Genomic DNA, 26,631 nt, shown 5'->3' on the forward strand with positions numbered 1-26,631 from the left:
GGCAATCATTTGAATTGCTTGTTGCAATAAAAAAGACTCAAGTAGCACTTGAGTCTTTTTTATTTGATGATGCTACTGTTTCACAAAACTGCCTACCTGGCTGAGGCAATCTCACGAGACTGCTGTACAAGCATTTGTTCAAAAGCCTCTGCCGGGACAGGTGGGGAATAGAAAAAGCCCTGCGCGTAATCGCAATGAATGTCTATCAGCAAGTCTCGTTGCAGGGCGGTCTCCACCCCTTCAGCAATGACTTTGAGCCCAAGTTTGTGTGCCATCACGATAATTGCCTCGCACAATACATAACTTTCGTTACCGGCATTCAGATTTCGCGTGAAGGACTGGTCAATCTTCAGGTAATCAATATCGAATTTGCTTAGGTAAGAAAGCGATGAATATCCGGTGCCAAAATCATCAATGGCTACCTGGATGCCCATGTCTCTGAACTGCAGCAAACGCTGCTCAACGATAGGGTCCGGATTAAGGAGCAATCCTTCGGTAATTTCCACCACAATCCGCTTACCTTCCACCCCCATGCTGCGCAAGGCGTGCACCCAGTCATTTTTTGTATCCATCTGTTCTACGAACTGGACTGGTGATTTATTGACGCTAATGGCAAAGGCGTCATCATTCACCAGTGACTGCCATTGCATTGCATGTTGTGCGGCCTGGGTTAAAATCCAGTCACCCATGGCAACAATATCGCCGGTTTCTTCGGCCACCGGAATAAACAAACTTGGACTGATCAAACCGCGTTGCGGATGTTGCCAGCGCATCAACGCTTCTGCTTTGGCAATTTTGCCTGTGGCAAGGTCAACGATGGGTTGGTAATAATCGCGCAATTCGCCGTTTTCAAGCGCCACGCGCAAATCACGCGCCAAACTGACGCGTTGTGACAGGGCCTCTTTAATCGCCATTGAGAAAAAACGCAGGTTGTTACGGCCACGATTTTTCGCCTCATACATGGCTTGGTCTGCATGCTGTATCATTTCTTCAGCATTGACCGCATCTTCAGGATATTGGCTGATGCCGATACTGACTGTGACATAGACGCGTTCACCTCCCAGAATCATCGCTTTGGAGATTTCCTGCAGTAACTGCTGGCCAAAGGCTTGTACATCGGCACAGGCTGGTTCTGGCAAAATAATGGCGAACTCATCGCCTCCCAAGCGGGCTACCAGCATTTGATCAGACAAGCATTGACGGATTCGTTGGGCGATCTCTATCAGCAATTCGTCACCACTGCGGTGACCCAGCGTATCATTCACCTCTTTAAACCGGTCCAGATCCAGTAATAACAGTCCGAGTTTTTGCTGATGGTCAGCGGCCTCGGCAATTGCCTCATGCAAGTGACTATTGAAATAACGCCGGTTGGGCAATTGCGTCAGGCTGTCGTAATTAGCCTGTTGCCAAATCACTGCATCCGCCTCTTTCTTGTCAGTGATATCAATATGGGTACCACGCATGATCCATGGCTCACCACTGCTGGTACGTGAAATCAGCCGTCCCCGATCAGTCATCCACACCCAGTGCCCGTCGTGGTGACGCATACGGATATCGCACTCATAAAAATCAATTTCCCCCTTGAGATGGCGCTCAACTACTGCAAGCGCAGTTTGCCAGTCATCAGGATGGGTTAATGATTTGACCTTGTCAGCATTGAGCGGAGCCAGCGTTTCAAGCGTATAACCCAGCATTTCTGCCCAGCGATGATTCACCTGGCACACACCTGTTTGTATATCCCATTCCCAGGTCCCGGCCCGGGTGGCATCAATAATGTCGGTCAACCGCAAGCGCTCAAGCTCAAGCTCCTCACGTTTACTTTCTATTTCAGCGGTTTTTCTTTTCACAGCAAGCCGCAGCATGAACACCAGCAAGACCAAACTCACAGCAACCGTCAACGCCGCAACCAACGCCCACAAAGCTTGGCCGTAATAGAGATGTTTCTGCAAAGGGCGGCCCTTCCATTTTGCCTCAATCGCCGCTAGTTCGGCAGGCGTGATCGCCGCCATGCCTTTTGCAATCAAACTGAGTGTTTGCTCATTCCCTTTTTTCACTGCCCGGTGAAATTCACCCTGGTAAAGTGTAAAGGCTCGCAATATGGTTTGGTCTGCGTGGGCACGATAGAGGTAATAAGTGGCCGGATAATCATCCATACACAGGATTTTGATCTCACCTTTGAGAGTGGCTGTGATCATTTCTTCGTAGTTGTTATACAGCCGGAATGATTGAACCCCGGCTTGCTTGAGGTGAAAAATACAGCCATCACCCTTTTGCACACCTACAGTAAAGCCACTTAAATGGTTGGAAGTCGCAAGACCGCCTATGCTTTCATGGGCATAGATCCCGACAGGCAAGGTGGCATACGGCGCACTGAAGCTGAATCGTTTTTCACGCTCGGGATCCTGATAAATCATTTCAATGACATCGGCATGCCCACTCTGCAGTTGCTGGAGCGCCTGTTCCCAGACAATCGCCAGCAAGGTCACCTTGACGCCTGTCTTTTGTTCCCACAATTTCCAGGTGTCAGCCACAATACCCACGGTATTACCGTTGGTATCTTTGAATAAATACGGTGGATAATTATCATCGCTAATCACCGTGATGGATTCAGCAGCGCTCACATTTATCGCGATGCTCAGACACAGCATCACCAGGCTGCAAAGACAGCAGAATCGTGACAGTTTGCCGTCAACAAAAGCACGTAAGAACCTGGCAACACACTTATTCATGGTTAATTAGATGTGGTCCTGCGATTGGTCGAAAAAGGCTCACCGCGCCATTATGAGCTGCATCATACAAACATTTACGGAAATTGTCCCTTGTACCTTTAACACAAGCCGTTATTTACGTTAAAAATACGGGCTCCCTCATCAGGCAAACAATCAACAAAAAAGCGCCAGGATCACCTTGCGCCTTCATGAAAAAGTCTGTTGATGGCTAAACGTCCGGAGCCCCAGCCTTGATTTTCGCAATCCAGTCTTCCACTTGGATGAAACCGGCCTCTTGCGCTTTTTTCGCGTCCGCCTCGGAAATCACATCTTGCACAAACTCAAGGCGCTTCCATTCAGCCAACGGGGTCTGGCATTGGGCAGTTGGCACGTAGCGTGAATTGCTCTCTCGGGTATAGCGATGGATATAGCGCGGGCAGTTTTGCCACAATTCGGACAGTGTGACCTTCACCACGAACTCGGCTTCCTGGTAAAGAGCCAACAGAGCTGGCTCCCTGGAAACCTGGCTGACGCCTTGCAACCGGATACGATGCGGGCGCTCGAATGAAATAAACAACATACCGATCTCCGCATTGCCAACCATATTGCCCACGGAAAGCTGCATGCCATTACCGTTATAAATGGGAAAAGTCAGCGTCTTGTCATCAATCACTCGCACAAAGCCAGGAAAGCCTCCTTTATATGAAACGGTAGGCCTGCCATTGTGGTCAACGGTAGACAGGAAAAACATGTCAAGGGACTCAATAAAGCCTTTGGCATCCTCATCAATCTCGGTTTTACAGGCAATTTCCTCAATGCGGTCCGCCAGCTTTCTTGTGCCTTGTTCATCCTGCACCTTGCGGTGCGTTTCTCCAAATAAACGACTCATCATTGCCCCATTCATTGACTAATTAGTATTGCATAGCATCCTACACGCGGCTTCTGGCACTTGATCGAGACAGTACGATTGCCGCGTACCTCATCAGGAGATGCCATTAAAATACACGGATAAGACGGAAACTCCATAGCCGCTCTGTTTTATCGGCCCGATCCAGCGTAGACCATGCCGTGCCCAGCTGCAAGGTGTAATATTGGCTGACATCATAATGCAACTGCGGGGTCAGCCGATAGCGCCAACTGCCTCGATGGCTGACCTCCTGGTTGAGCTCCAGGCCCAGGGTCAACCGGGGGGACACATCATAAAAAACCGTATTATTCAGCAGATAATCGACTTGAGCGCTACGATTGATATTGTGGATACGCAGCCCCAGCATACTCAAGCTTGACCATTGCGCTGCTAACTTCAGACCATAAATGTAAGTGGCATCGGCCGAAAGCGCACGCGTATGTTTGTTCACATCCACAAACGCCTGCCAACCATGTGCCATCCCCTGGCTGGCATCCATGCCCAAGGTTTTCTGCACGGCCAATTTATAGCGTTCATGGCTTGCATTCTGGAAAGGTAATTCGACTTCGATCGCCAGATCATCGGCCAGGCCATACTCCAGTTCAGGGGCCCAGTTGATATCACCCGTAAACGGGTTGTAGTCGCCTAATGCATTGATTTCAAGCTCACCCTGCTTGACGCCCAGAGGACGCACCAAGTCATAAACCATGGGCTCTGGAATTCTTAGGGAATGATCGCTATGGGCTGCATCCGGCTCGATGAATACCGGTTCGGGGAGCCTTTCTGAAGCATGCACGGAAGGATGCGCTGCCAGACTCGCGAGCCATCCGAGTAAAGGATAAAAACACTTCATCAATAGATTTATATCAATAAAATGTTATGTTAGCACACTCACTAAAGGATTCTTTGCATGCCTACGTGGTTAGTGAAAAGCGGATGCGGAAACCTTACCAATAACAAACATGTCTGCCATTTTTAAAGAGCCTATTTCCAGAGCCTGTAGGTATTTCGGCCTCTATGTTTTGCCTGGTAAAGCGCCATATCGGCCTGCTTTAATAGCTGCTTCAAAGTGACTTCAGTGTCCGGGTCAAACAAGGCAAGGCCTATACTAATATGCACCGGGATTTCCTTGTCATTGATCAACAGCGGTGTATGAAAAATGTCTAGCAGATTAATGGCAATCTGGATCAATGCTTGCTCCGACTGCTGATCTTTTACCACAATCACAAATTCGTCGCCCCCCAGGCGGCTGACCGTATCCAGATCGCGAATATTTGATTTCAGCCTGGCTGCCACGGCTTTGATCACTTCATCGCCGACATCATGGCCGTACTGGTCATTGATTGCTTTGAAATGGTCGATATCCAGCGCCATTAAACCAAACCTTTTGCGGTCACGCTTGGCTTCCGAATGCGCATAACTCAGACGGCTCTCGAGTAATCTGCGATTCGGCAGACCTGTCAGGCTGTCCATCAAAGCACCCTCTGATAAATAATAACGTTCCTGGGCAAAGAAATATGCCAGACTACCTATAAACAAGCTTAATAATGCACTCAAGACTATCCCCAGTTTGTGACTCGGTAACGATTGCATACTTTTGTTTTCAATCGCCCACTCCCATTTACCGTTCGGTACGCTGCTATGCATGATGAAAATGTTCTTTTGCTTGAATAGCGCAGCATCTCCATAAAAGACCTGTTTGTGATCTTGCGTCCTGATGGCAAAGGCAAACTGCGGGTTATGATCGCCCTTAAACGCAGCCTGCATAAAGCTGCTGGTATCAATCACTGTCGACATAATGCCCCAATAGTGATCATCCACAAAAATCGGGAATCGGAATATCATGCCATTCCCGCCCTGAATCAGCTCGAGGGGACCATCCAATACGCCTTGCCGGGAATCAATCGCAAATTTGACCTTGGGCCACTGGGAAGGCAGATCCCGATAATCCATGCCGATGATTTTCTCATTGTTTTTTTCAGGGTAAACATAGGTGACTTTATAGTTAACGGCAACAGCGAGATTTCTGACATGACGGGCATTCGACCAGAGGTCGGCCAATATGGCCTGCATTTTTTCATGCTTCAACTCATGGCGGTACGCTTTAATAAAGCTGGAAAAACCATTGGAAATAAACAATAGCGAATTTAACTCACGATCGAGTTCTGCGCGCAGCAGGCTGCCATAGGTGGCAGCTTCAATATACGCTTCATTTTCAGCCTTCTGGCGCTGGTAATCGAACAGGGAATGCCAGAATAAAAAAGCTAACATGGCTGCCAACACAGCAATGATCTGGCTTTTGAGTCTCTGACTTAACTTTTGAGGCACAATACGTTTTAAGGTAACGAAGAGTTCATGAACGAATCTGCTTACGATTTTACCTCAAGAAAACTGTTATCTTTGCAATAAACAGCCACGTGATAACTATCTACTTCGAAAATAATTACTGCGGAAAATTATTTCTCGTCAATGCCAGTTCTGGTATGGCGATCAATGGTTATAAATCAATAAACCCTATCGTAAACGCCAGAACCAGTAATATCGCCAACAATACACCTATGGCCCGGGCAGGATCAATGCTCCAATCAACGGAGGCCAGACTCACCCGGCAGGCATGTGCGAGCATGAGGACAAACAGCACAAGGAGTAGCATACTTAACATATCTTTCTCCCGCTCAAAAGTAATCAGTAATAACGATCAATTTGCCACGCTAAGATCTTTGCAACGCTAAACCCTTTGCAAAGTTAGATAAGCGCCATCATGCATTCGTCAACAAACAATTTCGAGTCTATGAAGACTGAATTTTCTGTAGGAAAGATCGGACAGGATGCATATTAAGACAAGATGAATGTTAAATAAGGCCCGACGCCTGTTTGGGAAATCGAATTCAAGGCTGCGCCAGCACTCTGTTGCTCACTTAAAGCAAGGTCGCCAAGTGAAACAATCCCCACCAGCCGGTGATCACGATCTACCACCGTCAATCGGCGAACTTGCAACTCACTCATATAACGGGCAGCCTCTTCAACCGGATAGTCATCAAAAATATATTCCACTTCCGAGGTCATCACCTGTTGTGCCCCGGTTTCCATAGGAGACAAACCTTCAGCAACGGCTCGAACGGTAATGTCACGGTCAGTCAGCAGACCGATTAACCTGTATTCTTCTCTCTCATCCGGATTTTTAACTCTCGCCTGACCACGCCATCGTTGATTGTCAGGTATGGGATGAAAGTTGCGTAGGAAATACGAAGTTTTCAGCACAGCCCACGGAATTCTGACAGGCATATCAGGGAAGCACCTATAAAAACAGTGTAGCAGTCAATGTATTTTGTTAACCATCCATTTTAAGGAGATTAAAAATGCATATTGCGAACTTGGTCACTGACAGCCTGGGAGATGAAAACACCCATCCGGTGTTTCCCGATGAGAGCCACAAGCCCATCAAGCCAGATCCGGACACCCCCTATCAACCCACGGAACCGGCAGAGCCCGATATCCAGCCGGAAATCATAGGAGATCAATAGCGTTGGCGGCTTTACCTCAAGATACCGCCTTTGACAGTACCTTATCGCTGATACGCAAGGGCTATCGGTTTATTTCGGACACATGTCGTGCGCTGGATACTGACGTATTTGAAACACGGTTATTATTCAGAAGCGTGATTTGCATGCGAGGTGCAGAAGCCGCCCGGATTTTCTACGATCCTGATAAATTTCTTCGTCATGGTGCCATGCCCACGCGCGCTCAAAAGACGTTGGTCGGCGTAGGCGGGGTGCAAAGCCTGGATGGTGCTGCCCATAGACACAGAAAGCACCTGTTTATCAGCCATTTGATGAATCATGAACGCATCAACGCGCTGGCAGAGCTTCATCGCATGCACTGGCATTCAACATTAGCCCTATGGCCAATTCATGAGGAGATGGTGTTATTTGAGCATGCGCAAAACACCTTATGCCGATCTGTATGTGCTTGGGCGGGGGTGCCATTGCCACCCAGTGAGTGTAGCCGACGCGCAAAAGAGTTTGGACGAATGATTGATAGCGGGGCGCGTCTTGGATGGCATCACTGGCGTGGCCGCATGGCAAGAAGTTCAAGCGAAAAATGGCTCATGGCCGAGATTGAAAAAATCAGATCAAGCAAACAGGAAGCAGCAACCAGCATTCTGCAAGCCTTTGCCTGGCATAGAGACGAACACGGTGACTTGCTCCCGTGCCACACCGCCGCTGTCGAGTTGATCAATGTGTTGCGCCCCACCGTGGCCATCGCCCAACTCGTGGCACTCAGTGCGCTTGCTATTCACCAATATCCACACGTGCGGGAAAAATTACTCAACCAACATTCAGAATACCTTGACTGGTTTATTCTGGAGGTACGCCGGTTTTATCCTTTTTTCCCGTTTCTTGCGGCATATGCCCGCGAAGATTTCAACTGGAAAGGATGGCACTTCAAAAAAGGCACCTTGACCCTGCTGGACATTTACGGAAACAATCATGACGGCCGACATTGGGAGCAGCCGGATGAGTTCAAGCCGGAACGCTTTAAAAATTGGTCGCAAGACGAGTACAGCTTTATTGCCAATGGTGGCGCGACCTATGCAGAGCACCACCGCTGTCCAGGCGAATGGATTACCAACCGTTTAATGAAGGTGGCGCTTAAACTCCTGGTACAAAATCTTCGCTACACCGTACCCAAGCAAGATTTAAGTGTCTCGCTGGCGCGCATCCCTACTTTACCCAAGAGCGGGATGATTATTGCGCCACTCAGTTACTCTGCTTCATGACCAACCGTATACCCGGCCTCAGTCAATGTGAAGGCTTCATCGACTGAGTAAATCCATCTCTTTGCTTTGGCATATTCCAACCCTTCGACAAGATCGGTTTGTCCCTTGTGTTTTTCGTACCAGGCGCCACTGAGCCTGACCGCCGTAAGGGTTTCCCCGGCAAACAGCCCGAAGTGATGCACGAAAATAACCGCGATCATGCGCGCATTCTGCTCAGGGGAGTGAATGGTATCAGCGGCGGTCTCCTGATTGGGCAGCGCCTGATCCATCCCGGTTTCAGTTTCTTTAGTCACCATGGATTTATTTTCCCGTCAATGCCAGCACCAGCAGAATAATGAGGATCAGCCCCAGCCCGCCACTGGGGTAATATCCCCAATTGGTGCTGTAAGGCCAAGTTGGCAAGGCACCGATTAAAGCAAGAATCAGAACTACCCAAAGGACTGTACTCAGCATCACCGTCTCCTATGATTATGTGAATGTTTATAATGCCGGTAGAGAAAGGCATGCGCCATGCATATTCAGCTGAAATGATTGTAGGAATCAGCGGACACACTTTTTAAATCAGCCCTTTCCTACAGAAAATTCCGCTTTATCTGATAAGTCCTCGGGGCTGCGGTTTTATAGCATGCGTTTATCGGAGTGATAAAAGGTTGATCCATGGATAGTTCTACATTTCATTTATCCGTCCCTTTGCTCGAAATTATCTTGCGTGGCTCTGTTGTTTTTTGGTTTCTTTTTCTTATTTTCAGGTTGATTCTCAGACGCGATATGGGCAATGTGGGTGTAGGGGATTTTTTATTTGTCGTGATTGTGGCTGATGCTTCACAGAACGCCATGACTGGCGAAGCAAAATCAATTGCCGATGGCCTGGTTTTAATTTCGGTATTGGTATTTTGGAATGTATTAATTGATTGGCTCGGCTACCATCACAGATGGATCAAGAAACTGGTAGAACCTCCTCCGCTCATCCTCGTGCGCAAAGGCGTATTGCAAACACGCGCCATGAGAAAAGAGTTTATTAGCCGCGACGAGATTGAGGCCAAACTTCGTGAAGAAGGCATTGAGCATCTTTCACAAGTGAAACAACTGCAACTAGAGGCAGATGGTCAGCTCAGTATTATTCAATACGATAACTAAACATGCACTTCTTCACAGTAACTGTTATGCTGCGACTATCAAAATAAATAAAATTAACATTTTTGCGGCAGACGCTACAGATGGGTTTTTATCTGCCGATACTGAAGTAGCAGTAGACAAGATTTTAATCAGAACACCAAGACGATATTCAGATAACCCTAAAAAAATGATGCCTATCACTCTTGCATTTTGCACCTACTCGATCACTTCCAGATTGCGCACGCTCATTACATAACCAATATAGGCCAGTGACGAATGTCCTGGCTTTTTTATTTTGGGCGATGTCGATAGATTAACGTTGGAAAGATGCATCACATGGACTATATTTTCAAGCAGGGTTGGCGACACAAGAAAATACTCGTCGGCCTGATTGTCTTCATCATTGTGGTGGCCGCATTCATCTCCATTTACCTGTCGTTAATCATTGCGCAAAACCAGGTCATCTCGAAAGAAACCAAACGCCTGCGCGACATTACAAATGGTGTACTGATGCGCATGAGTACTACCCGCGACCAGTTTGCCAACATCGTGAACCATTTCTCTTCTGTGCCAGAAAAGGATGCCTGCTTACCTGAGCACATCCAGAAAATGCAGGAATTTAATGTCACGGGATTTTTCCTGCATGCAGTGGCCCATATCCAGGGTAGCCGGATTACATGTTCTTCCATGTCGGAAGTTTTTAATGGCATGGAACTCGGCCCGCCATTCCGGATAGAGCAGGACGGCACCCGGATGTGGGCGAATATCAAGGTTGCTGACTGGCAGAATCATCACTTGGTGATCATGGAAAAATCAGGGTGGGCCGTCGTCTTTGTGCCATCCCATGCAATTGAGGCCTTGAATGATACGGAAGTGTCTGTAGGCGTATTTGGCATTCTATCCCACCGCCTCTATATCTCAAAAGGGGAGATAGCGCAGGCATGGCTTACGAAATACCAGGGTAAGCAACCGCTTACCTTTATCGATAAAGACCGCCAAACGCTGGTGTATATGGCGCCTAACAAACTGAACCTGACTGCCGTCGTCGCTGCCCTGCCACTCAAGGACACCAATCATGACATTGTGACATTTATCCAGATCCTCATTCCGCTGGCCATGGTCGTGGGATTGGCGCTGGCAGGGCTGTTTGTCTACATGCAAAGAACCAGGTACTCTACCAAATCGGCCATTTTGCGGGCGTTGGCCAACAACCAGTTTTATCTGGAATACCAACCGATCATGAATCTGCATCTCAACACTTGCGTCGGTGCCGAGGCATTGATTCGATGGAAAACGCCGGACAATACATTTATCAGTCCGGATACCTTTATTCCTGCCGCAGAAGCCTCCGGCGTCATCTGCCAGATTACACGGCGTGTGTTTGAAATCGTGGCGAGGGATATGCGCAATGCATTTGCCATGCACCCCGACTTCCATGTTGGGATCAATATCTCCTCCCACGATATCCGTTCAGGCGAGCTACTAGGACTGATCAAGAGCCTGATAAAATCGTCCGGCGCTCAAGGCAAACAGATCCTGATTGAAGTCACCGAACGCGGTTTCCTCGATGATGATGAAGCACTGACCACCATCAAAAATATCCGCGACTGCGGCGTACGCGTGGCGATTGATGACTTTGGCACCGGTTATTCCAGCCTGTCTTACCTGACCAAGTTCCAGCTGGACTACCTGAAAATTGACAAGACATTTGTGGATTCCGTCGGCACAGATGCCGTGACCAGCCATGTCGCGTTTCATATTATCGAAATGGCCAAAACGCTCAAACTGGATATGGTGGCTGAAGGAGTGGAAACGGCCACGCAGGCAGACATCTTGCAGTCACGCGGTGTGCATCATGTGCAAGGCTGGCTGTATTCAAAATCGCTTAAACGCAAAGAGTTTTATGCTTATCTGGAAAAGCATAGCCAGCCTGCTTAATAATCATTGTTTCACTAATGTGAGTGACTACTCACTTAATGCATCGCCTGCCTGATTTCAATCAGTGTCTGTGCAATCTGTGATTTTAATTTCTCATTGTTTCCCGCAATTGCCAATCCTTTTTGGGCCACCGTCTCCGCCTGTACAATCTCTTTTTGGGCAAGCAATACATTGGCAAGATTATTGTAAGCCGCCGCTGAATCGGGATGCACTTCCGTCATATGCCTGAAAGTCGCGGCCGCCAAAGGCAAATCGTTCGTGGCATAGGCAGCATTCCCCAGCCCCATCAACAAAACCTGATGATCCGGCCATTTATCCACGGCGGACTGGTACGCCTTTTTTCGATCTGTGGCAGAAGCATTTTTTTCATACGTCACCAAGGCTTTTGCCACCTCATCCGCACTGACGCTAGCTGGCAGTTTGCCTGGGGGCAGCGCCACAAAAGCCCAATGCTCGCTACGCGCCCAGGTGCGCTGGAAGGCGTTCAAAGACATTTCAAAGCGTTCAAATGTCCCTGAGCGCAGCCAGACCAATTCTTTATCCAGGTCGTAACCCACTACTACCGCATAGTGCCACGAAGGTACCCATGAAAATCCCAGATTCTGCATGACCACGACGACGTTGCCAGCCGAAACCTCTTGTATCACCGCTTCCAGCTGCGGCGGGATTTGCACTGCCAGGGCGCCATGGCGTCTTGCGGCGGCGAGCATTTCAATCTGTAGACTACCTTGCCTGCTTGGCACATACACTTCTGGCGTCAATTGATCAGGCGTGACTGGTATATCAACTGCGGTTAAAGCAGTCGCCAACGCGGCTGGACCACACTGGTATTCTGCTTGCGGGAAGAATGGGGTACTTGTGAGCTCGGCATGGCGCGGTAACTGTGTGTTCTGTGTTGTCTCACGCACACCGTTGGCCGCGCATGCGGTTAGCAGGCAGAAAAAAGCCAGTATGCAAATACGTAACACGCTGGCTTTGATCATGCGCCTGTCAACCAACCTCGCGTAGAAATTGTCGGCAAAAAATAGCATTAGCGCACTGAGCGGGTGAAAGGGAAGATTTTTGTAAAGCCCAGGATATCAGTCAACAGCAATACCAGGAATACCAGCACAATCGCACCAATAATGCCGCCACCGGCCGGTGCTTTATCCATTTGTGATGCGAGGTTGCTAGCTTCTTCATCCGTCAGTGCAGCCACGCGAGATTTGGCCTCTACCGGATCGATGCCACGCTTCACCAGTTCGGTCTGCACCTCATCTCTAGACAACATGCTGACAATTTTTGCCCTGTCCTGATCCCCTTTTGCGGAGATGGTAGACTGTGCGACCTGTTCAGTACTGATCATGGCCGCCTGGACAGCCTGCATTGAGCCGGTAAATAACATGGATGCCACCAAAAAGGCGCTTAATAAACGTTTAGCCATCATCATGATCTTGGTTCCTTTGTATTGAGAGTGAATGGACAGTTGAGCATTACAGCCTGCCGGTGAGCGCAAGTATGAGCAATATTAAAACGATTAGACCGAGACCTCCACTTGGATAATAACCCCAGCCAGCACTATAGGGCCAGGTGGGCAATGCACCGATTAATGCCAATATTAGAATCAGCAGCAATATCGTCCTCATAACAATAGTCTCCTAACGCAACATATTGCCGCTTGCGCTGGCAATGGTTTTGTAATGTGTGAGGCCTCATCATGCAGGGACGCAAAACCAGACACCATGCCAGTATTGCTGAATCTGTTGTAGGAATACTCTGATTTTTTATTGAACACCTTGAAACCACGCCATGCCATGCAGGAATGCTTCGTTTGCAGGCTGTTATTTTTCGCAGGGGGCTTACCGGGCACATCCGCCGATGCTGCGCGATGGATGACAGGGCTGTGAGGGAAAGAGAAAAATTCGAGGGGTGATCTGGGATTCAGGATGAATTAACAGAGGAAAACACAGTGAATGTGTTAACCATGTGCATTTATCTTATCAAGCTCAATATTATTTTCCGTGGCGTGACATTCCAGAATGTCTACTTCCCTTTTGTTAAAGCTTAACTTTTCCGCCGTATTGATGTTACTGGCAAATTTATTATCCAGCTCACCACATTTGCGGGAACGCTGAAGGACAAAATTCAGATAGTCCTTTTTTCTGGCCTCTATTTGCGAAGGCGACAGCGCACTGTCGTTCATAAAAGTGGTGTAAGCACTCCTTAAGCGCAGCTCGGACACGCTCCAGATATTAAACACAAGCATGTTTGTGGAGGCGTTTTCGGGAGAAACAGACTCTGACGAGGTGTTGGCATGACCGGCCTTGTCCTGACCGGTGGATGCCGGACTGGTACGCACACTCACTACAGGCCCTGACGCTAACACTGGTGAGACTTCGACTTTTTTGGGCTGCTTGTCGCTTGTTTTGGAGGTCACTTTTGGTAGGGCAGTTGTCTCCACTTCAGGAACATTACTTTCCTGTAATGCCCCTGGCGCCTCTATGTCAACTTCAGGAGCTTCCGCTTGCACTATCTGCGACTGCAGACGTGGTGCGGCGTGAGAAAAAGCTGCTGTTGGCTCTTCCTTGGCAATCAGTGTAAACAATATCACCACAATCAGGCCAATCAGAATGAGGTTGATTTTTCCAATCTCAATCGCGCCACCCTCACGACGAAATGACCTGGTTACAGGTTTTTCACCTGAAGGCAGCCAGGGCGACTTATAGGCGGCCTCTATATCTTTGCAATGAAGCATATTTCTCATAACCTCAATCGATTATGTTTTGATACCAATTTTTACTCAATGTCGAACAATGCCTCAAATCTGGCCAAGATTCAATCATCTGGGCCAATTCAATGATGTATGCCATCACTGAAGGCGACTGAAAGTGCTATTGTATTCTTTTAAATGGGAATGTGTAACGCAGAAAAAAGAGGGGATTGCCTAGATTTGAATGAGATGGGTTTGATTCGGTGATACGCTTGAGATGGCATAAACACGTGCAGGTCTGGAAGATGGCTGGGGATGACGATCAGAGGAATTGGCTGAATGCCTGTTGCCCTCATTGCGTAACAAGGCATCTACGAAATAGCCTTTCCTGGCCTGTGTTTTTTGATGATCAGTCATATTCTTGCTGTCTGCCACAAGCGTGATGGTCATTGCTGGTCTCTCATGATGCAGGCTGGCCGTCAATTGCGAATTGCCACCTAAAGACATCATGGTCAAAAACAATCCGACAAACATGATGAACAACGCCACAGAGACTGTGCCTGCCGTGATGGCAATCAAGGAAAGCACACTGGTGGTGGCAGCTGAATTTCTGCTTGGATGCGTACTTGCATGTGTTTTTTGCATGATGGAGTCCTCCCCTGTTTTAGCTTTTGCTCAGGTCACCATCTTGCGGCATCAGTCGCCCATCCCCTATCCCATTCCGGCTGAATCTCCTGTAGGAATTTGCTGACTTAGTGGCAAAATGATCTGCAACCTTTCTCACGTTATAATGAAAAATGCGTTAAGGAATCATCATGGACTTCAATGTTTTTTCTGCGTTTTATTTAGTACCCCTGGTCATCTCAGCGATAGGTGGTCTCATTGAATTCAGGAATTGTGAATTTGCTACGCCCAGGCATGCCTTTAGCAAAGCCTTTTTTCTCGCGTTCCGCAGCATGGTGCCCGTCCTGAATATCTTTTCGGCCATTTTGTACCTGATCACCTGTGGCACCTATACCTGGAAAAAATCCCCATTGTCTAAAAAGTGACTATCTCATTGCTTGTCAGCCATTAAACAGTTTGATGATTTTGTCGCTCAACCTTTGTTTGAGATTGAGGTATTCCTAATAGGGGTGGACTGCAACTGTGCCAGATGCAGCCCCCACCTCGTTCCAATTTACCGGCGGTAATCCACAGGCGCAACATCAGGCGCGACATCACATTCTCCAGCCATTGATTACTCCTATCCCCGCCTCTGCTGGCCCCAGAGGGACAAGCGGACCGGAATAGAAAGCCATGGTGCCTATGCAGTTAACGTACAAATAAAGCAATCAGAATAATTAATGGAATAGGTACACCTAGAAAATAAAGCAGTAATGAACGCATATCGCCTCCAAAATGAACAAAATGGAATTAAGGTTTTTACGCATCTCGGCAACGACCACCCCAGGTCGCTGCCAGGCTGGCTGAAAATGCACCCACCAATAAAGACACAAATAGCCACAGAGTGATATAAATCGAAGCTTTGCGTACTTTATCTGCAGCCGCTTTGGCTTTAGTTTCAGCATCCTTGGCTTTCGCCTGCAACTCGTGCACTCGTTGCTCAGCTTCCTGCTCTGTCAAACCGGTATTTTTTGCCACAAGCTGGGACAGGTAACGGACATCTTCCGGGGGTAACGACTCCCATGAGCCGGCATGGGCCAGCATCCGGCTCACTTCTGCTACCGGGACGTAAGACTCCCTATCGCTCGTATCCTCTTCAGTATTTTTGCGGAATAAAGCGTCAACGAAGTAAGTGTTTTCACCTGGTTGATGCGCTCCATGACCATGCTTACCGGCCATGGTGATCGCCCCAGTCTGGGCGGCGCCTCCTGCTACATGGGTGGCAGCCTGCATACCACCGCTGACAATCGCACCTATGGTAGTCGTCAAAAGTGCCGCGGTGGCAAGCGTGGCCACCGACCAAGCCAGGAATCCGTGTGCAGTATCACGGAAGTACACTTCATCCGCCGGCGTATCTGGCCATTTAACCCGTAGCCGGCCTGTTAAATAGCCACCCATTCCCGCTGCCAGGATTTGGGTCACCGTGATCCAGATAATGGCTGCTATGCCAAATGCGGGGGCATCTATCCCCTCGCGGGACCAAGGGGATATAGAAGACAAACCTAATCCGCTGCCCAATAGAAACAGGATTAATGAAAGGGCGGCTGCCACAACAGCGCCAGCCACGACAGCTCCCCAGGAAACTGCGCTAGCCGATTCGCTGAAAACACTCGATTGCGCCATGATGATCTCCTATTTGAATTGTTAATTACAATGCGCCCGTGACTGAAAAAATGAGCAAAAGGATGAGGATTAAACTCAACCAAGTACTTGGGTAATAGCCCCATCTACTGCTATAAGGCCATGTCGGTAACGAACCAATTAAAGCAAATACCACTATTAGAAGAAGGATGTTCAACATGATGTTCTCCACGCATCAATACATTTATTATTGGTGATTAATGGAGACTCCATGATGCAATCTTGCCAGCAAGCGCTGCATCCACATCACGCTGAAATCCCTGTAGGAATGCTCGGACGAAGCGTGCGATGAGGATGAGGCTGCGGTGGTACAAATAAGAACGGTGGCTCCTTCGGGAGCCACCGCATGTTGATGACCACTTTGGAGATTTAACCCGAGGTGGGTTTGAGCTCTGGTACCAACGTTTTCAGCTTACGCATATTCTGGAAATTTCTATGTCAGGCAATCCCTGATTGAGATGTAGGACTTTAATACTGTCAACAAATCCTCAGTTACCCACCTGTCATCAATACCAGCACGGACATCGACTCCCGCTCAGATGGTAAACATAGTGGCCAGGGAATTCGAAAAGCTTAGAAGCGGTAATGCCAATACACGCTAAGCACTTCCACCCCAGGGTTTTCTTTATCCAGATCCGCATTGGATAAGTGACTGACCGCCAAACCCAGGCTATTCTGCGCATTGATCTCCTTGGCCAGTTCCAGCTGTGAGCGGAATTCAATGGGGTGTCCTAAATCAAGGTCACTACTGCCACGGCTGTAATAACCGACCCCTAACCCTGGTTTCAAATGCCAGGTTTCGGCAAATTGCCAATCATATAGCAGCCCGCCTCCCAACCATAATGAGCCGTCGGTCGTTGCTTCTGCGCCCAACCAGGGTTTAAGATCTTGTAGCCAGACGGACGTATCGTATTCGTAATCCAGGCGGAAGTCTGCTGCACCATGGGAGCCATCGACATCGTAGCTGCCTAGCGCTATGCCTAAGGTATCTGCATGCGTAGTTAAAGTGGTGAAAACAAGTGCGGCAAAAATCAGTGTTATTTTTTTCATAGTTGGATTGGATAGAATGAGTGAGTAAAAATCTTTGCAATATCCTGTAACCGCTATTTTCTGTGGATGGCATCAGGATTGATGGCAGGTCTGGATGACTCCGCGGGCAAGTTCTCGGCGTCCTCTGCTTCGTCCGCCGGATCAGTATTCGCCGGATCGACTGAGTCCGGATTGGCCGGATCAAGCCGATCATGGTCTAACTCATGAATATTTTGGGGTTTGTTGGACTGATTTAGTGACCGTTGATTTTGCGGCATCGCAATCTCCTTTACTCAGTCTTTACTGGCTAATGCAGTGATTGTTTACGTGAAGCGGCGCTGAGATGAGGCCATTGATAGGCCTCAAGGTGTTTTATCGATCCCTCATGGCTCACCAGTATGGCCTGCAGGTTGCCCGCCATCAGCAAATCATCCACGGAAACGATACCGACCAATTGATAGTCCCTGTCGAGTACAAGTAGTCTGCGTACCTGCTGCTCAATCATAAAACGGGCCACTTCTTCTGCGGGCTGGTCCACAAACACATAGGCGGTTTCAAAAGTCATAAATTCCGAGATTTTGGACTCGGCCAGAGACATCCCTTTGGCCACTGCTTTCATGGCGATATCCCGTACGGTAAGCATGCCAATCACGCGATGATTGTCGCAGATGGGCAATGCATCAAAATCGTTTTCCTCCATGATTTGAGCAGCGGATTTAAGCGACTGCATAGGCGAAGCAGTCACCACAGAAGTAGTCATCAAATGGCCAATCATCATTTACAGTCCCTTCAGAAAGCGTTCAAAGCAGTGGATATAAAGGCGGTGGCCTCTGCCCGAGACCACCGTCATGTCAATGAGCAAGTCGGGAGACCTATATTGCGTCCACACTTGACATCAACACCACCAGATTAATAAATCAGGCGACCCAGGTTTATCAGGCAATGGCTGGAGTTCATGTAGGATTTCTCGGACCTCCCACCGACAGGATCGAAGCCACCGAGCTAAAAAGTAATCTTTTTTTAGAAATAGTTTACTTTTATTCCACATATAAAAAGCCCCAGGGCTGCCTGGGGCTGGGTGTGCTGAATGATTATTTAATGTGTTGGCGTTTCACTCCAATCCTCCATTGCCTGTTCACCGGGACGATCTACAATCACCTTCCCATTCTCGATATTGGTGACCCAACTCGTGGGAATATAGTGGTGCTGGCCGTTTTCATCTTTATTCAACTTGATGCAGTTGTCGCCTTCCAGGTGATCCACGGTCGCGAATTGCCCCCCTTGTGAACACACCACAGGCATTTCTGGAACAATTTGATTGGTATTCATGCTTTTCTCCTATCGCATTCCGGTCAAACCGGTATCTGCATAGAATAATGAGAACTGGCGGGTCTGGTTATAAGTGGTTTCTGATCCTGATGTAGGAGTTCTCACCCACACCGGATGACTTTCTCGTAAAACCTCAATAGCGTGCAGCGATCGCTGCTTCCACCCACCCCTCGAGATGTTGGCTGATATAGGAATAGACATCCGCACTTGAAACGCCCAATGGCTCATAAGTGGGTGCAACGGACGATAACCGTTGACCGTCGGGCAACATGATAGACTCAAATGGATTTGGACCCGCTGTCGTTGTTTGCTGATTTTGGTCCATTAACTGATGAATACGTATGCCCAGCAAACCCTTCCTGCTTTCCAGTGAACGCTGGATTTCATAGCGCACCCAGCGGCAGGAAGCAGTCTTGGCACCGATCAGGACGATCGTACAGCTGCGATGACGAAGTTGTGCATCAATCCAGCGTTTGATCGCATCGTCCTCTTCCCGGTTGACCTGCTCCCAGTGGTTATCGCAAACTGGCCGTCTGCGATGAATTGCGCCAATATTGCGCACCATGGCAGCGCGCCAGCAATCGTTTTGATAATCAAAGCTATAGAATACTCTGCGAGCCATTCTTTCCCCTATTGCAGACAAACCTTCAGGACAGTTTTTTATTGATCTCGGCGAAATGGGTATGGAAGAGTTGGGCGAAGTCGATGTCTTCAAAATCTGAATTCGAACTGTAGCCATGATCTAGCGCCAGGTTAAGGGCAGCACCGCCCGGTGACGGTACGGGTAATATCCTGGCGTCCGGATGATAGTGCCTGAATATTTCATGCTCTTGTTCCACGCCCTCCATCCCGCCGATAAATACTGCCCCTACCAAATCTGGCCGTGATAGCATTTCTTTTCTCATGCGAAGCAGGCTGGCTTCGCGGTTGCCATACACCGCATTGGTAAAAATGATATTTTTAAAACGGCGATTTTCTTCAGGAAAATAATCCTCAAAAAAACGGCTCTGGTACAAAACTACCGACTCGGAATAATCAATATTCAGGTCTTCGCAAATACTCCATATCATCGGCGTAATCGCCGGATGGCCACCCCAAACGATTTTATGTTGTTGCAAAGCCGCAATGACCAATTCGCGCACCGCACATTGAATCAGGAAAGGGTTGGCCGTTTCATGGTAAGTACCGCGCGTCGTCATCGGCACACTCGCAGAAAGAAAGATGGCACTCATAGACCCTCCTGTTCATGTGCAAAATGCAATTCCGCCTCATTTAGCCTGATCCACGGATAAGCTTGATCATCTGCCAGCCCGGCCTGTGACAACCATGTTGAATGCAAGCCAATAGGGTCGTAAATCAAGGCATCGGATTGTCGCAAAGAGGAATGATTATCCTGCTTGTTTACCGGCACACCAAGGGTCATCTCTGCCTTCAAACACTTGCCACTGGCTAACTGGATATAAGCCATATTGCCTGGTCCCACGCCCATCAACCTTCCGCCACTCGCCTCTACAGCAATACGCGCCTTGCTCGTGAAATTCACCAGACGAACAGCATAACTCTGGCTGCGCACTTCTTCGAGTTTCATACAAAGACGCTGCAAGGCACTTTCTTCAAATTGTTTAGAAAACGAGTTAAATTCATTACCGGAAAGTTGTAGCAAGCTGGCCGTGGAGACTCTTGCGGAAGAGGTTGAATCAGGCCACGCCACCCTCATGACACTGATCCCTTTGGCCAGGGCCCGTCCAAATTCTGCATTAGTCCACCGGCGTTCAAAATAAGTGGGCGTGTCCAGCATCAGCAAGACATCTGCATCACATAGCCTATGCCATAACTGGTGGCTGAACTTTCGGTCCACCGTATTATCATCGTGATCAAGGAATACTTCGAACTGCCGTGCAGACAGCCTTTCAAATAATTGAGTCGCCGCCTCACTGAGCTCTTCCCGGCAATAACTTAAAAACACCTTACGCTGCTGGGCGAGCAGGCCGACACTTTGCAAAAGGGCAACGGCGACAGATTGCGCACCACCAACAGCATAATCAATATAGTCAAATGGAGCTAATAAAGGGGGAAGTTCGACAGGTGCTTGTTTAGCCTTAGAGACCACAGGCACAATGGGAATGCCACGCCGCAACAACTCTCTCAAATTAGAGAGGTGGGTATTTACACCTCCAAAAAAAACCACGGCAGAAGGTTGTAACTGGTGAGGCCTGAACTCGGCAGGAGAAATCTCCCAACCTACCTCATCACCCAAGCGCAAATTGATCGCTTCCAGAGTACTCTTTAAAGATTTTTCTAATGCATGTATTTGAGCTTTGCTTGGCGCACCCAGCACAGCCAGTTGATAAAGAGCCGCCATTTTACCCCCCAAAATACATCATTAAATTCAATAAGCCCATCACCGAAATATCTTTAATTTTTTATCGTGAACAACAGCAAACCACAAACCATAGAAATTCGTGACAGCTATATTGTCTTACACGCATTGCATCTCCCCTATCAGAGACATACTGAAATCCGTGTAGGAAACGGGTGACAAGAACGCGAGCATCCCACCAAAACAAAAAGACTCAAGATGTGTCGCCTTGAGTCTTTTTGAATAGCAATATGGCTACCTTGCCATGACTGATTGAATTAATGTTTTATTTTCTGGCGGCACTTCGAGAAACTCAAGGTTTGTCCTAAACCCCCTCATGCCGCACAGCGAGGAAAAAATAACCCGGCAATCAAATCTGTAATGCCTAAGTCCTGAGCCGACAAACACTGGCACCTCCACATTACATAACTGGCCCGATTTGTATTGCTTATCGGCAAAAAGACTCATTCCCGTCATGGAAATGTCGTGCGTAAATACCGTATATTTTCTGCCCGTACTATCCACCAGCTGGGATTTTTTGTGCCATGAACGACGATTTTGATCTACGGAGGTATGTTGGAAACTACTGTAAGACATGGAAAACGCACTGCTCACTCAACGAGTGCCATATTATATGATGAGTTGCGATTTTTAACGCGTAAGACACGCGCTGGATAAGGTAAATAGCCTTTAAGAAACGACTGTCTATCCAGCACTAGCAAACAAGGCGACGTTAGAATCGAACCCCTAAAAGTAAAAAGGCACCTCAATTGAGATGCCTTTTTAGCACGGTACCAATATGCAAATTAGTGTATGCGGATAGGGAATGTTTGCCCCGCTTAAAATAAGTCACCCCACTTCAAACGGTCCTAGTGGCAACTCACGCCCTGAATAGAATCATGCTGGAAACTAACGGTATTTGATATGGGATAAATTCCCGAATTTTCCAGGATTTCATAATGAAATCACTTGCAAGCTCAACGATTGACGTCAATTCATCGGGTACGTTGAGTGGCTTTAATTTCCACCACTATTATGCCCATATTCAGTCTCTTATCTTAAAACCATTGCATATTTTCTATATTTATGGAAATATAGAAAATATGGACATTAAATCGGCAGTGACCCAACTCTCATCAATCGCTCAAGAGGCGCGCTTGGAGATATTCCGCTTGCTTGTTCAAGCAGGGATTGAAGGGCTACCAGCGGGAAGTATCGGGGAACAACTCAAGATACCGCCAAGCACGCTCTCTTTCCACCTTAAAGAGCTAAGCCATGCTGGACTGATTAACTCACGACAGGTCAGTAGGTTCATTTATTACACAGCTAACTATGCTGCGATGAATGGCTTGCTTGCTTATCTTACTGAGAATTGCTGTGCTGGCGTATCTGAATGCTGCCCAGAGGTAACAAGCTGTCATCCAGAGAAAGGTAACGAATCATGAAACGTATGCATTTGCATATCTCCGTCGAGGACATCACTCAAAGTATTGGCTTTTATAGCCACCTCTTTGGCGCTTCTCCGACCGTTTCTAAGCCTGATTATGCGAAGTGGATGCTCAATGACCCGCTAGTAAATTTCGCCATTAGCAAGCGAGGTGGTAAAGCTGGCTTGGATCACATTGGCATTCAGGTTGAGCATGAGTCAGAGCTTGAAGAGATCAGACATCGTTTAGAAAAAGCCGAGCTTAGCTTGGTGACTGAAGAAGGGACAACCTGCTGCTATGCAAAGTCAGACAAACACTGGGTGCAAGACCCATCGGGGATTGCCTGGGAAACTTATCGCACATTAGATAGTGCACCTACATTCAACGGTCAAGAATCAACCGAAGCTGACGCAGCTTGCTGTGTTCCTGCCATTCAAAAAATTGAATTCACTACAAGAAAGAAGAGCTGCTAAATGAATGCTACCGCTCAACCCAGCCAGATCAGCAGCTTTGAACGCAACCTGACATGGTGGGTGCTTGGCTGCATTGTGGTCGGTATTGCATTAGGCCAAGTATTTCCCGGCTTCTTTCAAGCAGTAGGTGGCTTTAAGGTGGCAGAGGTAAATCTGCCTGTGGCTGTCCTGATATGGTTAATGATTATCCCCATGCTGCTAAAGATTGACTTCAAGACCATGGGCGATGTGCTGGCGCATAGCAAAGGCATAGGTGTCACCTTATTCATCAACTGGATAGTCAAGCCTTTTTCAATGGCCTTGCTGGCTTGGGTATTTATCCGTCACTTATTCGGTGACTTGCTGCCCGCAGACCAGATTGACAGCTATATAGCAGGCCTGATTCTGTTAGCTGCTGCGCCATGTACTGCCATGGTGTTTGTCTGGAGTGGCCTCTGTGGTGGTGAGCCTAAGTTTACGCTCTCACAAGTTGCATTGAATGATGCCATTATGCTGTTTGCCTTTGCGCCCCTGGTAGCGTTGTTATTGGGGCTGTCTAGCATTGTCGTTCCATGGGACACGCTTCTGACATCTCTAGTGCTATTTATCGTGGTCCCTGTTGTCCTCAGTCAATTTGTGCGTGAAGTTGTACTGGCAGGACGTCAGAAATCACTGGATGCATTACTTAAGCGTATTCAACCGGTTTCCCTGACGGCACTGCTTGCCACATTGGTATTGCTGTTTGGCTTTCAAGGTCAGCAGATCATTGCACAGCCCTTTGTTATTGCATTGTTAGCAGTGCCTATCATCATCCAGGTGTATTTCAACTCGATGCTGGCTTACTGGCTGAATAAAAAGCTGAAAGTGGCTCATTGTGTCGCAGCACCATCCGCCCTGATTGGTGCTTCAAACTTCTTTGAGCTGGCTGTCGCAACAGCGATCGCACTCTTTGGCTTTCACTCTGGTGCAGCGCTAGCCACCGTTGTCGGTGTACTCATTGAGGTGCCCGTCATGTTGTCTGTCGTTGCCATCGTTAATCGTAGCCGCCATTGGTACGAGAACACCTAACAATCGAAAGATATACATGAACATCCTATTTTTGTGTACAGGTAATTCCTGCCGCTCAATCCTCGCTGAAGCCACATTCAATGCCCTAGCACCAGAAGGCATGAAAGCAATGAGTGCGGGCAGCAAGCCTACCGGTGAAGTGCACCCCCGTTCTATCGCGTTGCTTAAGCGTGAAGGCATCGCTACTGAGGGTTATTACAGCAAGTCATGGGATAACCTACCAGTGACACCAGATATCGTGATTACAGTATGCAGCAATGCAGCGGGTGAGACCTGTCCAGCTTATCTTGGTAATGTGATAAGGGCGCATTGGGGAGTAGATGACCCAGCCAAAGCAACAGGCACTGATGCTGAAATTGATGCCTCATTCATCCAGGCTTACTCAATACTTCGCAAGCGTATTGAAGCATTCTTAAGTTTAAGCTCTGAATCGCTGGGTGACAAAGAGAAGCTAAAGCATGAGCTACAACGTATTGGTAAGATTGAATCTATATAACATCCGCTACAAAACAAAAAAGCCCTCTGTGAGTCGAACACAGCACCTCCGAATAACTATATGCTAAAGTAATTCCAGCAGCACGTCTTTACTATCAGTCATTAAACTAACAGCACAAAAAATATATGTCTCCACAACAACTCGTCGGCATTGCAATACGTATGTTCTCAATACTATTGGCAGTTATGTCCATACCTTATTTGACTGGTATACCTGCTGCCTTAAGATCGCATGAAATGGAGGCATTTGCCTCAACTTCATTAATGATTGGTTTATCGTTTCTAGTCTTTGCAATAATTGCTTGGTTCTTCCCAATGATCATTGCCCATAAACTAGTTCCAAAAACCACATTCGAAAATCGTTTTGACACTCGCCCCGATGAAGTAGCAACGGTTGCAATTGCGATTATCGGCTTATGGAGTGCCATTCATGCTGGACCTGATTTAGTTTCTTATTTGTTTCAAGCAAGTCTAAAGTCTGGCTCTAATTCTATGTTCATGTCTTTAGGAGCCGAAGGAAAGGCGGATGTTTTCTTTTTATTATTAGAATTGATGATTGCGTTATTTTTTGTGTTCAAGGCACATAAAATTGCCAAGTTCATTACAAAGCCTTTTTCAGAATTGGATTGAATTTCTCACTTTCACGCCAAGCCGACATAACGGCCAACGATCTCTGTCGGGATTACCCTCGTATCAGACAGGCCCTAATTGCTTAGCTATGTTTCAAAGCGTGAGGCTATGGGCAGTACTACCCGCTCACTTCAATCGATTCACCCGTAGTTGGAATACAGCCACTAATAATTAAAACCATGCAAATAAAAATAGGCCAGAAAATTCTCATTATTTTATTTTTTACTCTTAAGATGTAATCAAGAAACCAAACTTAATTTAGTTCAGCACTATAACAACAAAAAAGACCCAAGGCGTTAACCTTGAGTCCCTCATGATGTACTGCCCACCTAGCAATCGAATCTAAATATCAACGACTAGACACACCCGCCTAGAAAACGCCAACGCTCCACGCTAAGCCAACATAAAGTCCAACGACCTGCACATTGAGCTAAAAGAAAATGAGTTTAGAAGCAAATGCACCGTTGGTGCTTGAGATACCCAGAATATGTTTACCTTCGCTGAAGAGCTAGTATCCGCGCAGCTTGATTTTCTATCAGCCCAGCTTCTTCATCCCGATTAGTGGCCCTATAAAGTGCTGCTAGATTCTTTAAATTTGTGACTAAAGCTGGGTGATTGGGACCTAGTGCCTTCGTCATGATGATCAACGAGCGCTTATAGAGTGGCTCCGCTGTAGCATAGTTTCCTGTAGCTACATATAGAGCAGCTAAGTTATTGAGAGACGTAGCTACACTAGGGTGGTCAGCTCCATGTACTTTCACTAATATCTTTAAAGAGCGGTAATAAAGCGGCTCTGCTTCCCTGTAATTACTCTGCTTATCGTAAATTCCTGCCAGATTATTCAAAGTTATGGCTACCTCGGGATGGTCTGGGCCTAAGGCACTCTCTCTAATCTGCAATGCCTGCTTGTACAGCGGCTCTGCTTTACCAAAGTCAGCCTCAGCCGCATATAGACCAGCAAGATTGTGCGCTATTATGGCTACATTAGGATGGCTGGAACCAAGCACTGCCTGATTGATCGCCAGTGATCGTTTATAAAGCGGTTCGGCCTTGGAAAATTCGCTTTTTCTTTCGTACATTCCCGCAACGTTGTTCAGGCTGGTAGCAACATGGATACTATCAGGGCCAAAACGTTGTTCTGCAAACTCTAACGATTTTTGAGCAACAACCATAGCCTGATCGAACTTGCCCGCCTGGTGTAACTGCATAAATTCGTAATTGATATTTGTCCACTCTGCGTCTGCATCCTGTGCATAAACGATAGAAAGCTGCATGCAAAGAAAGATAAAAATCAAAATACGGAATCTTTTGCTTATCATCAACAATCCTTTAAGCTATTTTTATAATGATATTAAAGTCTACACTAACCAAAACAAAAAAGACCCAAGGCGTTAACCTTG

34 protein-coding genes are annotated in these 26,631 nt (G+C 47.6%); 10 read left to right on the forward strand and 24 right to left on the reverse strand.

From position 1 onward, the window contains the following. Positions 1-92: 92 nt before the first annotated feature. The 6 genes from ACJ67_RS12755 to ACJ67_RS12775 all read right to left on the reverse strand — a co-directional run bounded on the left by ACJ67_RS12755 (position 93) and on the right by ACJ67_RS12775 (position 6,900). Positions 93-2,729, reverse strand: coding sequence for an EAL domain-containing protein (locus ACJ67_RS12755; RefSeq protein ID WP_231587182.1), 2,637 nt, complete (start codon positions 2,727-2,729; stop codon positions 93-95). A 208-nt stretch (positions 2,730-2,937) separates the two neighbouring features. After that, entirely contained in the window at positions 2,938-3,597 is a 660-nt protein-coding gene (locus ACJ67_RS12760; protein WP_049639939.1) for a pyridoxamine 5'-phosphate oxidase family protein, read from the reverse strand. 106 nt (positions 3,598-3,703) lie between these two features. Continuing rightward, the gene (locus ACJ67_RS12765) at positions 3,704-4,468 is read right to left on the reverse strand and encodes a hypothetical protein (protein WP_197080625.1); all 765 of its coding nucleotides are present in this window, start codon (positions 4,466-4,468) and stop codon (positions 3,704-3,706) included. Positions 4,469-4,599: 131 nt separating this feature from the next. Then, complete coding sequence (locus ACJ67_RS12770) at positions 4,600-5,886, reverse strand: diguanylate cyclase domain-containing protein (RefSeq protein WP_049639941.1); 1,287 nt, start codon at positions 5,884-5,886, stop codon at positions 4,600-4,602. A 226-nt stretch (positions 5,887-6,112) separates the two neighbouring features. Continuing rightward, positions 6,113-6,277 (reverse strand): DUF3309 domain-containing protein, encoded by a 165-nt coding sequence (locus tag ACJ67_RS14865; RefSeq protein WP_156171685.1) that lies wholly within the window; start codon positions 6,275-6,277, stop codon positions 6,113-6,115. A gap of 173 nt (positions 6,278-6,450) precedes the next feature. After that, positions 6,451-6,900, reverse strand: coding sequence for a CBS domain-containing protein (locus tag ACJ67_RS12775; RefSeq protein WP_231587183.1), 450 nt, complete (start codon positions 6,898-6,900; stop codon positions 6,451-6,453). Positions 6,901-6,974: 74 nt separating this feature from the next. Here ACJ67_RS12775 and ACJ67_RS14870 point away from each other — a divergent pair, with 74 nt between their 5' ends. Together ACJ67_RS14870 and ACJ67_RS12780 are read left to right on the forward strand one after the other, a co-directional pair. Continuing rightward, a complete protein-coding gene (locus tag ACJ67_RS14870) occupies positions 6,975-7,139 on the forward strand; it encodes a hypothetical protein (protein WP_156171686.1) in 165 nt (54 codons plus the stop codon). 2 nt (positions 7,140-7,141) lie between these two features. Further along, a complete protein-coding gene (locus ACJ67_RS12780) occupies positions 7,142-8,395 on the forward strand; it encodes a cytochrome P450 (protein ID WP_049639397.1) in 1,254 nt (417 codons plus the stop codon). Here ACJ67_RS12780 and ACJ67_RS12785 read toward each other — a convergent pair. Together ACJ67_RS12785 and ACJ67_RS14700 are read right to left on the reverse strand one after the other, a co-directional pair. Beyond that, positions 8,380-8,691, reverse strand: a complete 312-nt coding sequence (locus ACJ67_RS12785) for a hypothetical protein (protein WP_049639398.1) — start codon at positions 8,689-8,691, stop codon at positions 8,380-8,382. The genes ACJ67_RS12780 and ACJ67_RS12785 overlap by 16 nt on opposite strands. A gap of 4 nt (positions 8,692-8,695) precedes the next feature. Then, positions 8,696-8,848 carry a DUF3309 domain-containing protein gene (locus ACJ67_RS14700; RefSeq protein ID WP_018987428.1) on the reverse strand — a complete coding sequence of 51 codons (153 nt, stop codon included), beginning with the start codon at positions 8,846-8,848 and terminating at the stop codon, positions 8,696-8,698. Between the two features lie 204 nt (positions 8,849-9,052). Between ACJ67_RS14700 and ACJ67_RS12790 the strand changes: the two genes are divergently transcribed. Further along, entirely contained in the window at positions 9,053-9,532 is a 480-nt protein-coding gene (locus ACJ67_RS12790) for a DUF421 domain-containing protein (protein WP_231587184.1), read from the forward strand. A gap of 315 nt (positions 9,533-9,847) precedes the next feature. After that, the gene (locus ACJ67_RS12795) at positions 9,848-11,449 is read left to right on the forward strand and encodes an EAL domain-containing protein (RefSeq protein ID WP_049639399.1); all 1,602 of its coding nucleotides are present in this window, start codon (positions 9,848-9,850) and stop codon (positions 11,447-11,449) included. A gap of 35 nt (positions 11,450-11,484) precedes the next feature. On the opposite strand, the gene ACJ67_RS12800 is transcribed toward ACJ67_RS12795, so the two are convergent. The 5 genes from ACJ67_RS12800 to ACJ67_RS12815 form a co-directional block, all read right to left on the reverse strand. Beyond that, positions 11,485-12,432, reverse strand: coding sequence for a PA2778 family cysteine peptidase (locus tag ACJ67_RS12800; RefSeq protein ID WP_049639400.1), 948 nt, complete (start codon positions 12,430-12,432; stop codon positions 11,485-11,487). 47 nt (positions 12,433-12,479) lie between these two features. After that, positions 12,480-12,878 (reverse strand): PA2779 family protein, encoded by a 399-nt coding sequence (locus tag ACJ67_RS12805; RefSeq protein WP_049639401.1) that lies wholly within the window; start codon positions 12,876-12,878, stop codon positions 12,480-12,482. Positions 12,879-12,921: 43 nt separating this feature from the next. After that, positions 12,922-13,074 carry a DUF3309 family protein gene (locus ACJ67_RS14705; RefSeq protein ID WP_081620827.1) on the reverse strand — a complete coding sequence of 51 codons (153 nt, stop codon included), beginning with the start codon at positions 13,072-13,074 and terminating at the stop codon, positions 12,922-12,924. A 332-nt stretch (positions 13,075-13,406) separates the two neighbouring features. Then, positions 13,407-14,192 carry a hypothetical protein gene (locus ACJ67_RS12810; RefSeq protein ID WP_156171687.1) on the reverse strand — a complete coding sequence of 262 codons (786 nt, stop codon included), beginning with the start codon at positions 14,190-14,192 and terminating at the stop codon, positions 13,407-13,409. Between the two features lie 180 nt (positions 14,193-14,372). Continuing rightward, on the reverse strand, positions 14,373-14,783 hold the full coding sequence (locus tag ACJ67_RS12815) for a hypothetical protein (RefSeq protein ID WP_049639402.1): 411 nt from the start codon (positions 14,781-14,783) through the stop codon (positions 14,373-14,375). A 170-nt stretch (positions 14,784-14,953) separates the two neighbouring features. Between ACJ67_RS12815 and ACJ67_RS12820 the strand changes: the two genes are divergently transcribed. Continuing rightward, entirely contained in the window at positions 14,954-15,187 is a 234-nt protein-coding gene (locus tag ACJ67_RS12820; protein WP_049639403.1) for a hypothetical protein, read from the forward strand. Positions 15,188-15,560: 373 nt separating this feature from the next. Here the strand turns inward: ACJ67_RS12820 and ACJ67_RS12825 are convergent, their stop codons facing one another. The 10 genes from ACJ67_RS12825 to ACJ67_RS14715 form a co-directional block, all read right to left on the reverse strand. Next, entirely contained in the window at positions 15,561-16,424 is an 864-nt protein-coding gene (locus tag ACJ67_RS12825; RefSeq protein WP_049639404.1) for a hypothetical protein, read from the reverse strand. Positions 16,425-16,449: 25 nt separating this feature from the next. Further along, positions 16,450-16,602: a DUF3309 family protein gene (locus ACJ67_RS14710; protein WP_081620828.1), complete on the reverse strand. Its 153-nt coding sequence runs from the start codon at positions 16,600-16,602 to the stop codon at positions 16,450-16,452. A gap of 413 nt (positions 16,603-17,015) precedes the next feature. Beyond that, the gene (locus ACJ67_RS12830; protein WP_049639405.1) at positions 17,016-17,492 is read right to left on the reverse strand and encodes an acyloxyacyl hydrolase; all 477 of its coding nucleotides are present in this window, start codon (positions 17,490-17,492) and stop codon (positions 17,016-17,018) included. Positions 17,493-17,545: 53 nt separating this feature from the next. Next, entirely contained in the window at positions 17,546-17,749 is a 204-nt protein-coding gene (locus ACJ67_RS12835; RefSeq protein ID WP_049639406.1) for a hypothetical protein, read from the reverse strand. A gap of 29 nt (positions 17,750-17,778) precedes the next feature. Continuing rightward, positions 17,779-18,249, reverse strand: a complete 471-nt coding sequence (locus ACJ67_RS12840; protein ID WP_053092903.1) for a CBS domain-containing protein — start codon at positions 18,247-18,249, stop codon at positions 17,779-17,781. A 317-nt stretch (positions 18,250-18,566) separates the two neighbouring features. Then, complete coding sequence (locus ACJ67_RS12845; RefSeq protein WP_049639407.1) at positions 18,567-18,800, reverse strand: DUF2171 domain-containing protein; 234 nt, start codon at positions 18,798-18,800, stop codon at positions 18,567-18,569. Between the two features lie 133 nt (positions 18,801-18,933). Then, on the reverse strand, positions 18,934-19,422 hold the full coding sequence (locus tag ACJ67_RS12850) for a TIR domain-containing protein (RefSeq protein WP_049639408.1): 489 nt from the start codon (positions 19,420-19,422) through the stop codon (positions 18,934-18,936). A 25-nt stretch (positions 19,423-19,447) separates the two neighbouring features. Then, positions 19,448-20,032: a hypothetical protein gene (locus ACJ67_RS12855; RefSeq protein WP_049639409.1), complete on the reverse strand. Its 585-nt coding sequence runs from the start codon at positions 20,030-20,032 to the stop codon at positions 19,448-19,450. Continuing rightward, entirely contained in the window at positions 20,029-21,162 is a 1,134-nt protein-coding gene (locus ACJ67_RS12860) for a toll/interleukin-1 receptor domain-containing protein (RefSeq protein WP_053092904.1), read from the reverse strand. Before ACJ67_RS12860 ends, ACJ67_RS12855 begins: the two co-directional genes overlap by 4 nt. Before the next feature lie 252 nt (positions 21,163-21,414). Continuing rightward, positions 21,415-21,756 carry a PilZ domain-containing protein gene (locus ACJ67_RS14715; protein ID WP_082164049.1) on the reverse strand — a complete coding sequence of 114 codons (342 nt, stop codon included), beginning with the start codon at positions 21,754-21,756 and terminating at the stop codon, positions 21,415-21,417. Between the two features lie 506 nt (positions 21,757-22,262). Here ACJ67_RS14715 and ACJ67_RS12865 point away from each other — a divergent pair. From ACJ67_RS12865 to ACJ67_RS14875, 5 genes are all read left to right on the forward strand, one after another. After that, a complete protein-coding gene (locus tag ACJ67_RS12865) occupies positions 22,263-22,604 on the forward strand; it encodes a helix-turn-helix transcriptional regulator (protein WP_049639947.1) in 342 nt (113 codons plus the stop codon). Next, entirely contained in the window at positions 22,601-23,059 is a 459-nt protein-coding gene (locus tag ACJ67_RS12870) for an ArsI/CadI family heavy metal resistance metalloenzyme (RefSeq protein WP_049639410.1), read from the forward strand. The genes ACJ67_RS12865 and ACJ67_RS12870 overlap by 4 nt, the downstream gene beginning before the upstream one ends. Further along, positions 23,060-24,106, forward strand: a complete 1,047-nt coding sequence (arsB, locus tag ACJ67_RS12875) for an ACR3 family arsenite efflux transporter (protein WP_049639411.1) — start codon at positions 23,060-23,062, stop codon at positions 24,104-24,106. A 16-nt stretch (positions 24,107-24,122) separates the two neighbouring features. Next, complete coding sequence (locus ACJ67_RS12880; protein ID WP_049639412.1) at positions 24,123-24,602, forward strand: arsenate reductase ArsC; 480 nt, start codon at positions 24,123-24,125, stop codon at positions 24,600-24,602. A 125-nt stretch (positions 24,603-24,727) separates the two neighbouring features. Beyond that, positions 24,728-25,231 carry a hypothetical protein gene (locus ACJ67_RS14875; RefSeq protein ID WP_156171688.1) on the forward strand — a complete coding sequence of 168 codons (504 nt, stop codon included), beginning with the start codon at positions 24,728-24,730 and terminating at the stop codon, positions 25,229-25,231. A 491-nt stretch (positions 25,232-25,722) separates the two neighbouring features. On the opposite strand, the gene ACJ67_RS12890 is transcribed toward ACJ67_RS14875, so the two are convergent. Then, on the reverse strand, positions 25,723-26,550 hold the full coding sequence (locus ACJ67_RS12890) for a tetratricopeptide repeat protein (RefSeq protein WP_053092905.1): 828 nt from the start codon (positions 26,548-26,550) through the stop codon (positions 25,723-25,725). Between the last annotated feature and the right edge of the window lie 81 nt (positions 26,551-26,631).

Origin of the sequence: Methylophilus sp. TWE2 (assembly GCF_001183865.1) — a bacterium.
Classification (GTDB): Bacteria; Pseudomonadota; Gammaproteobacteria; order Burkholderiales; family Methylophilaceae; genus Methylophilus.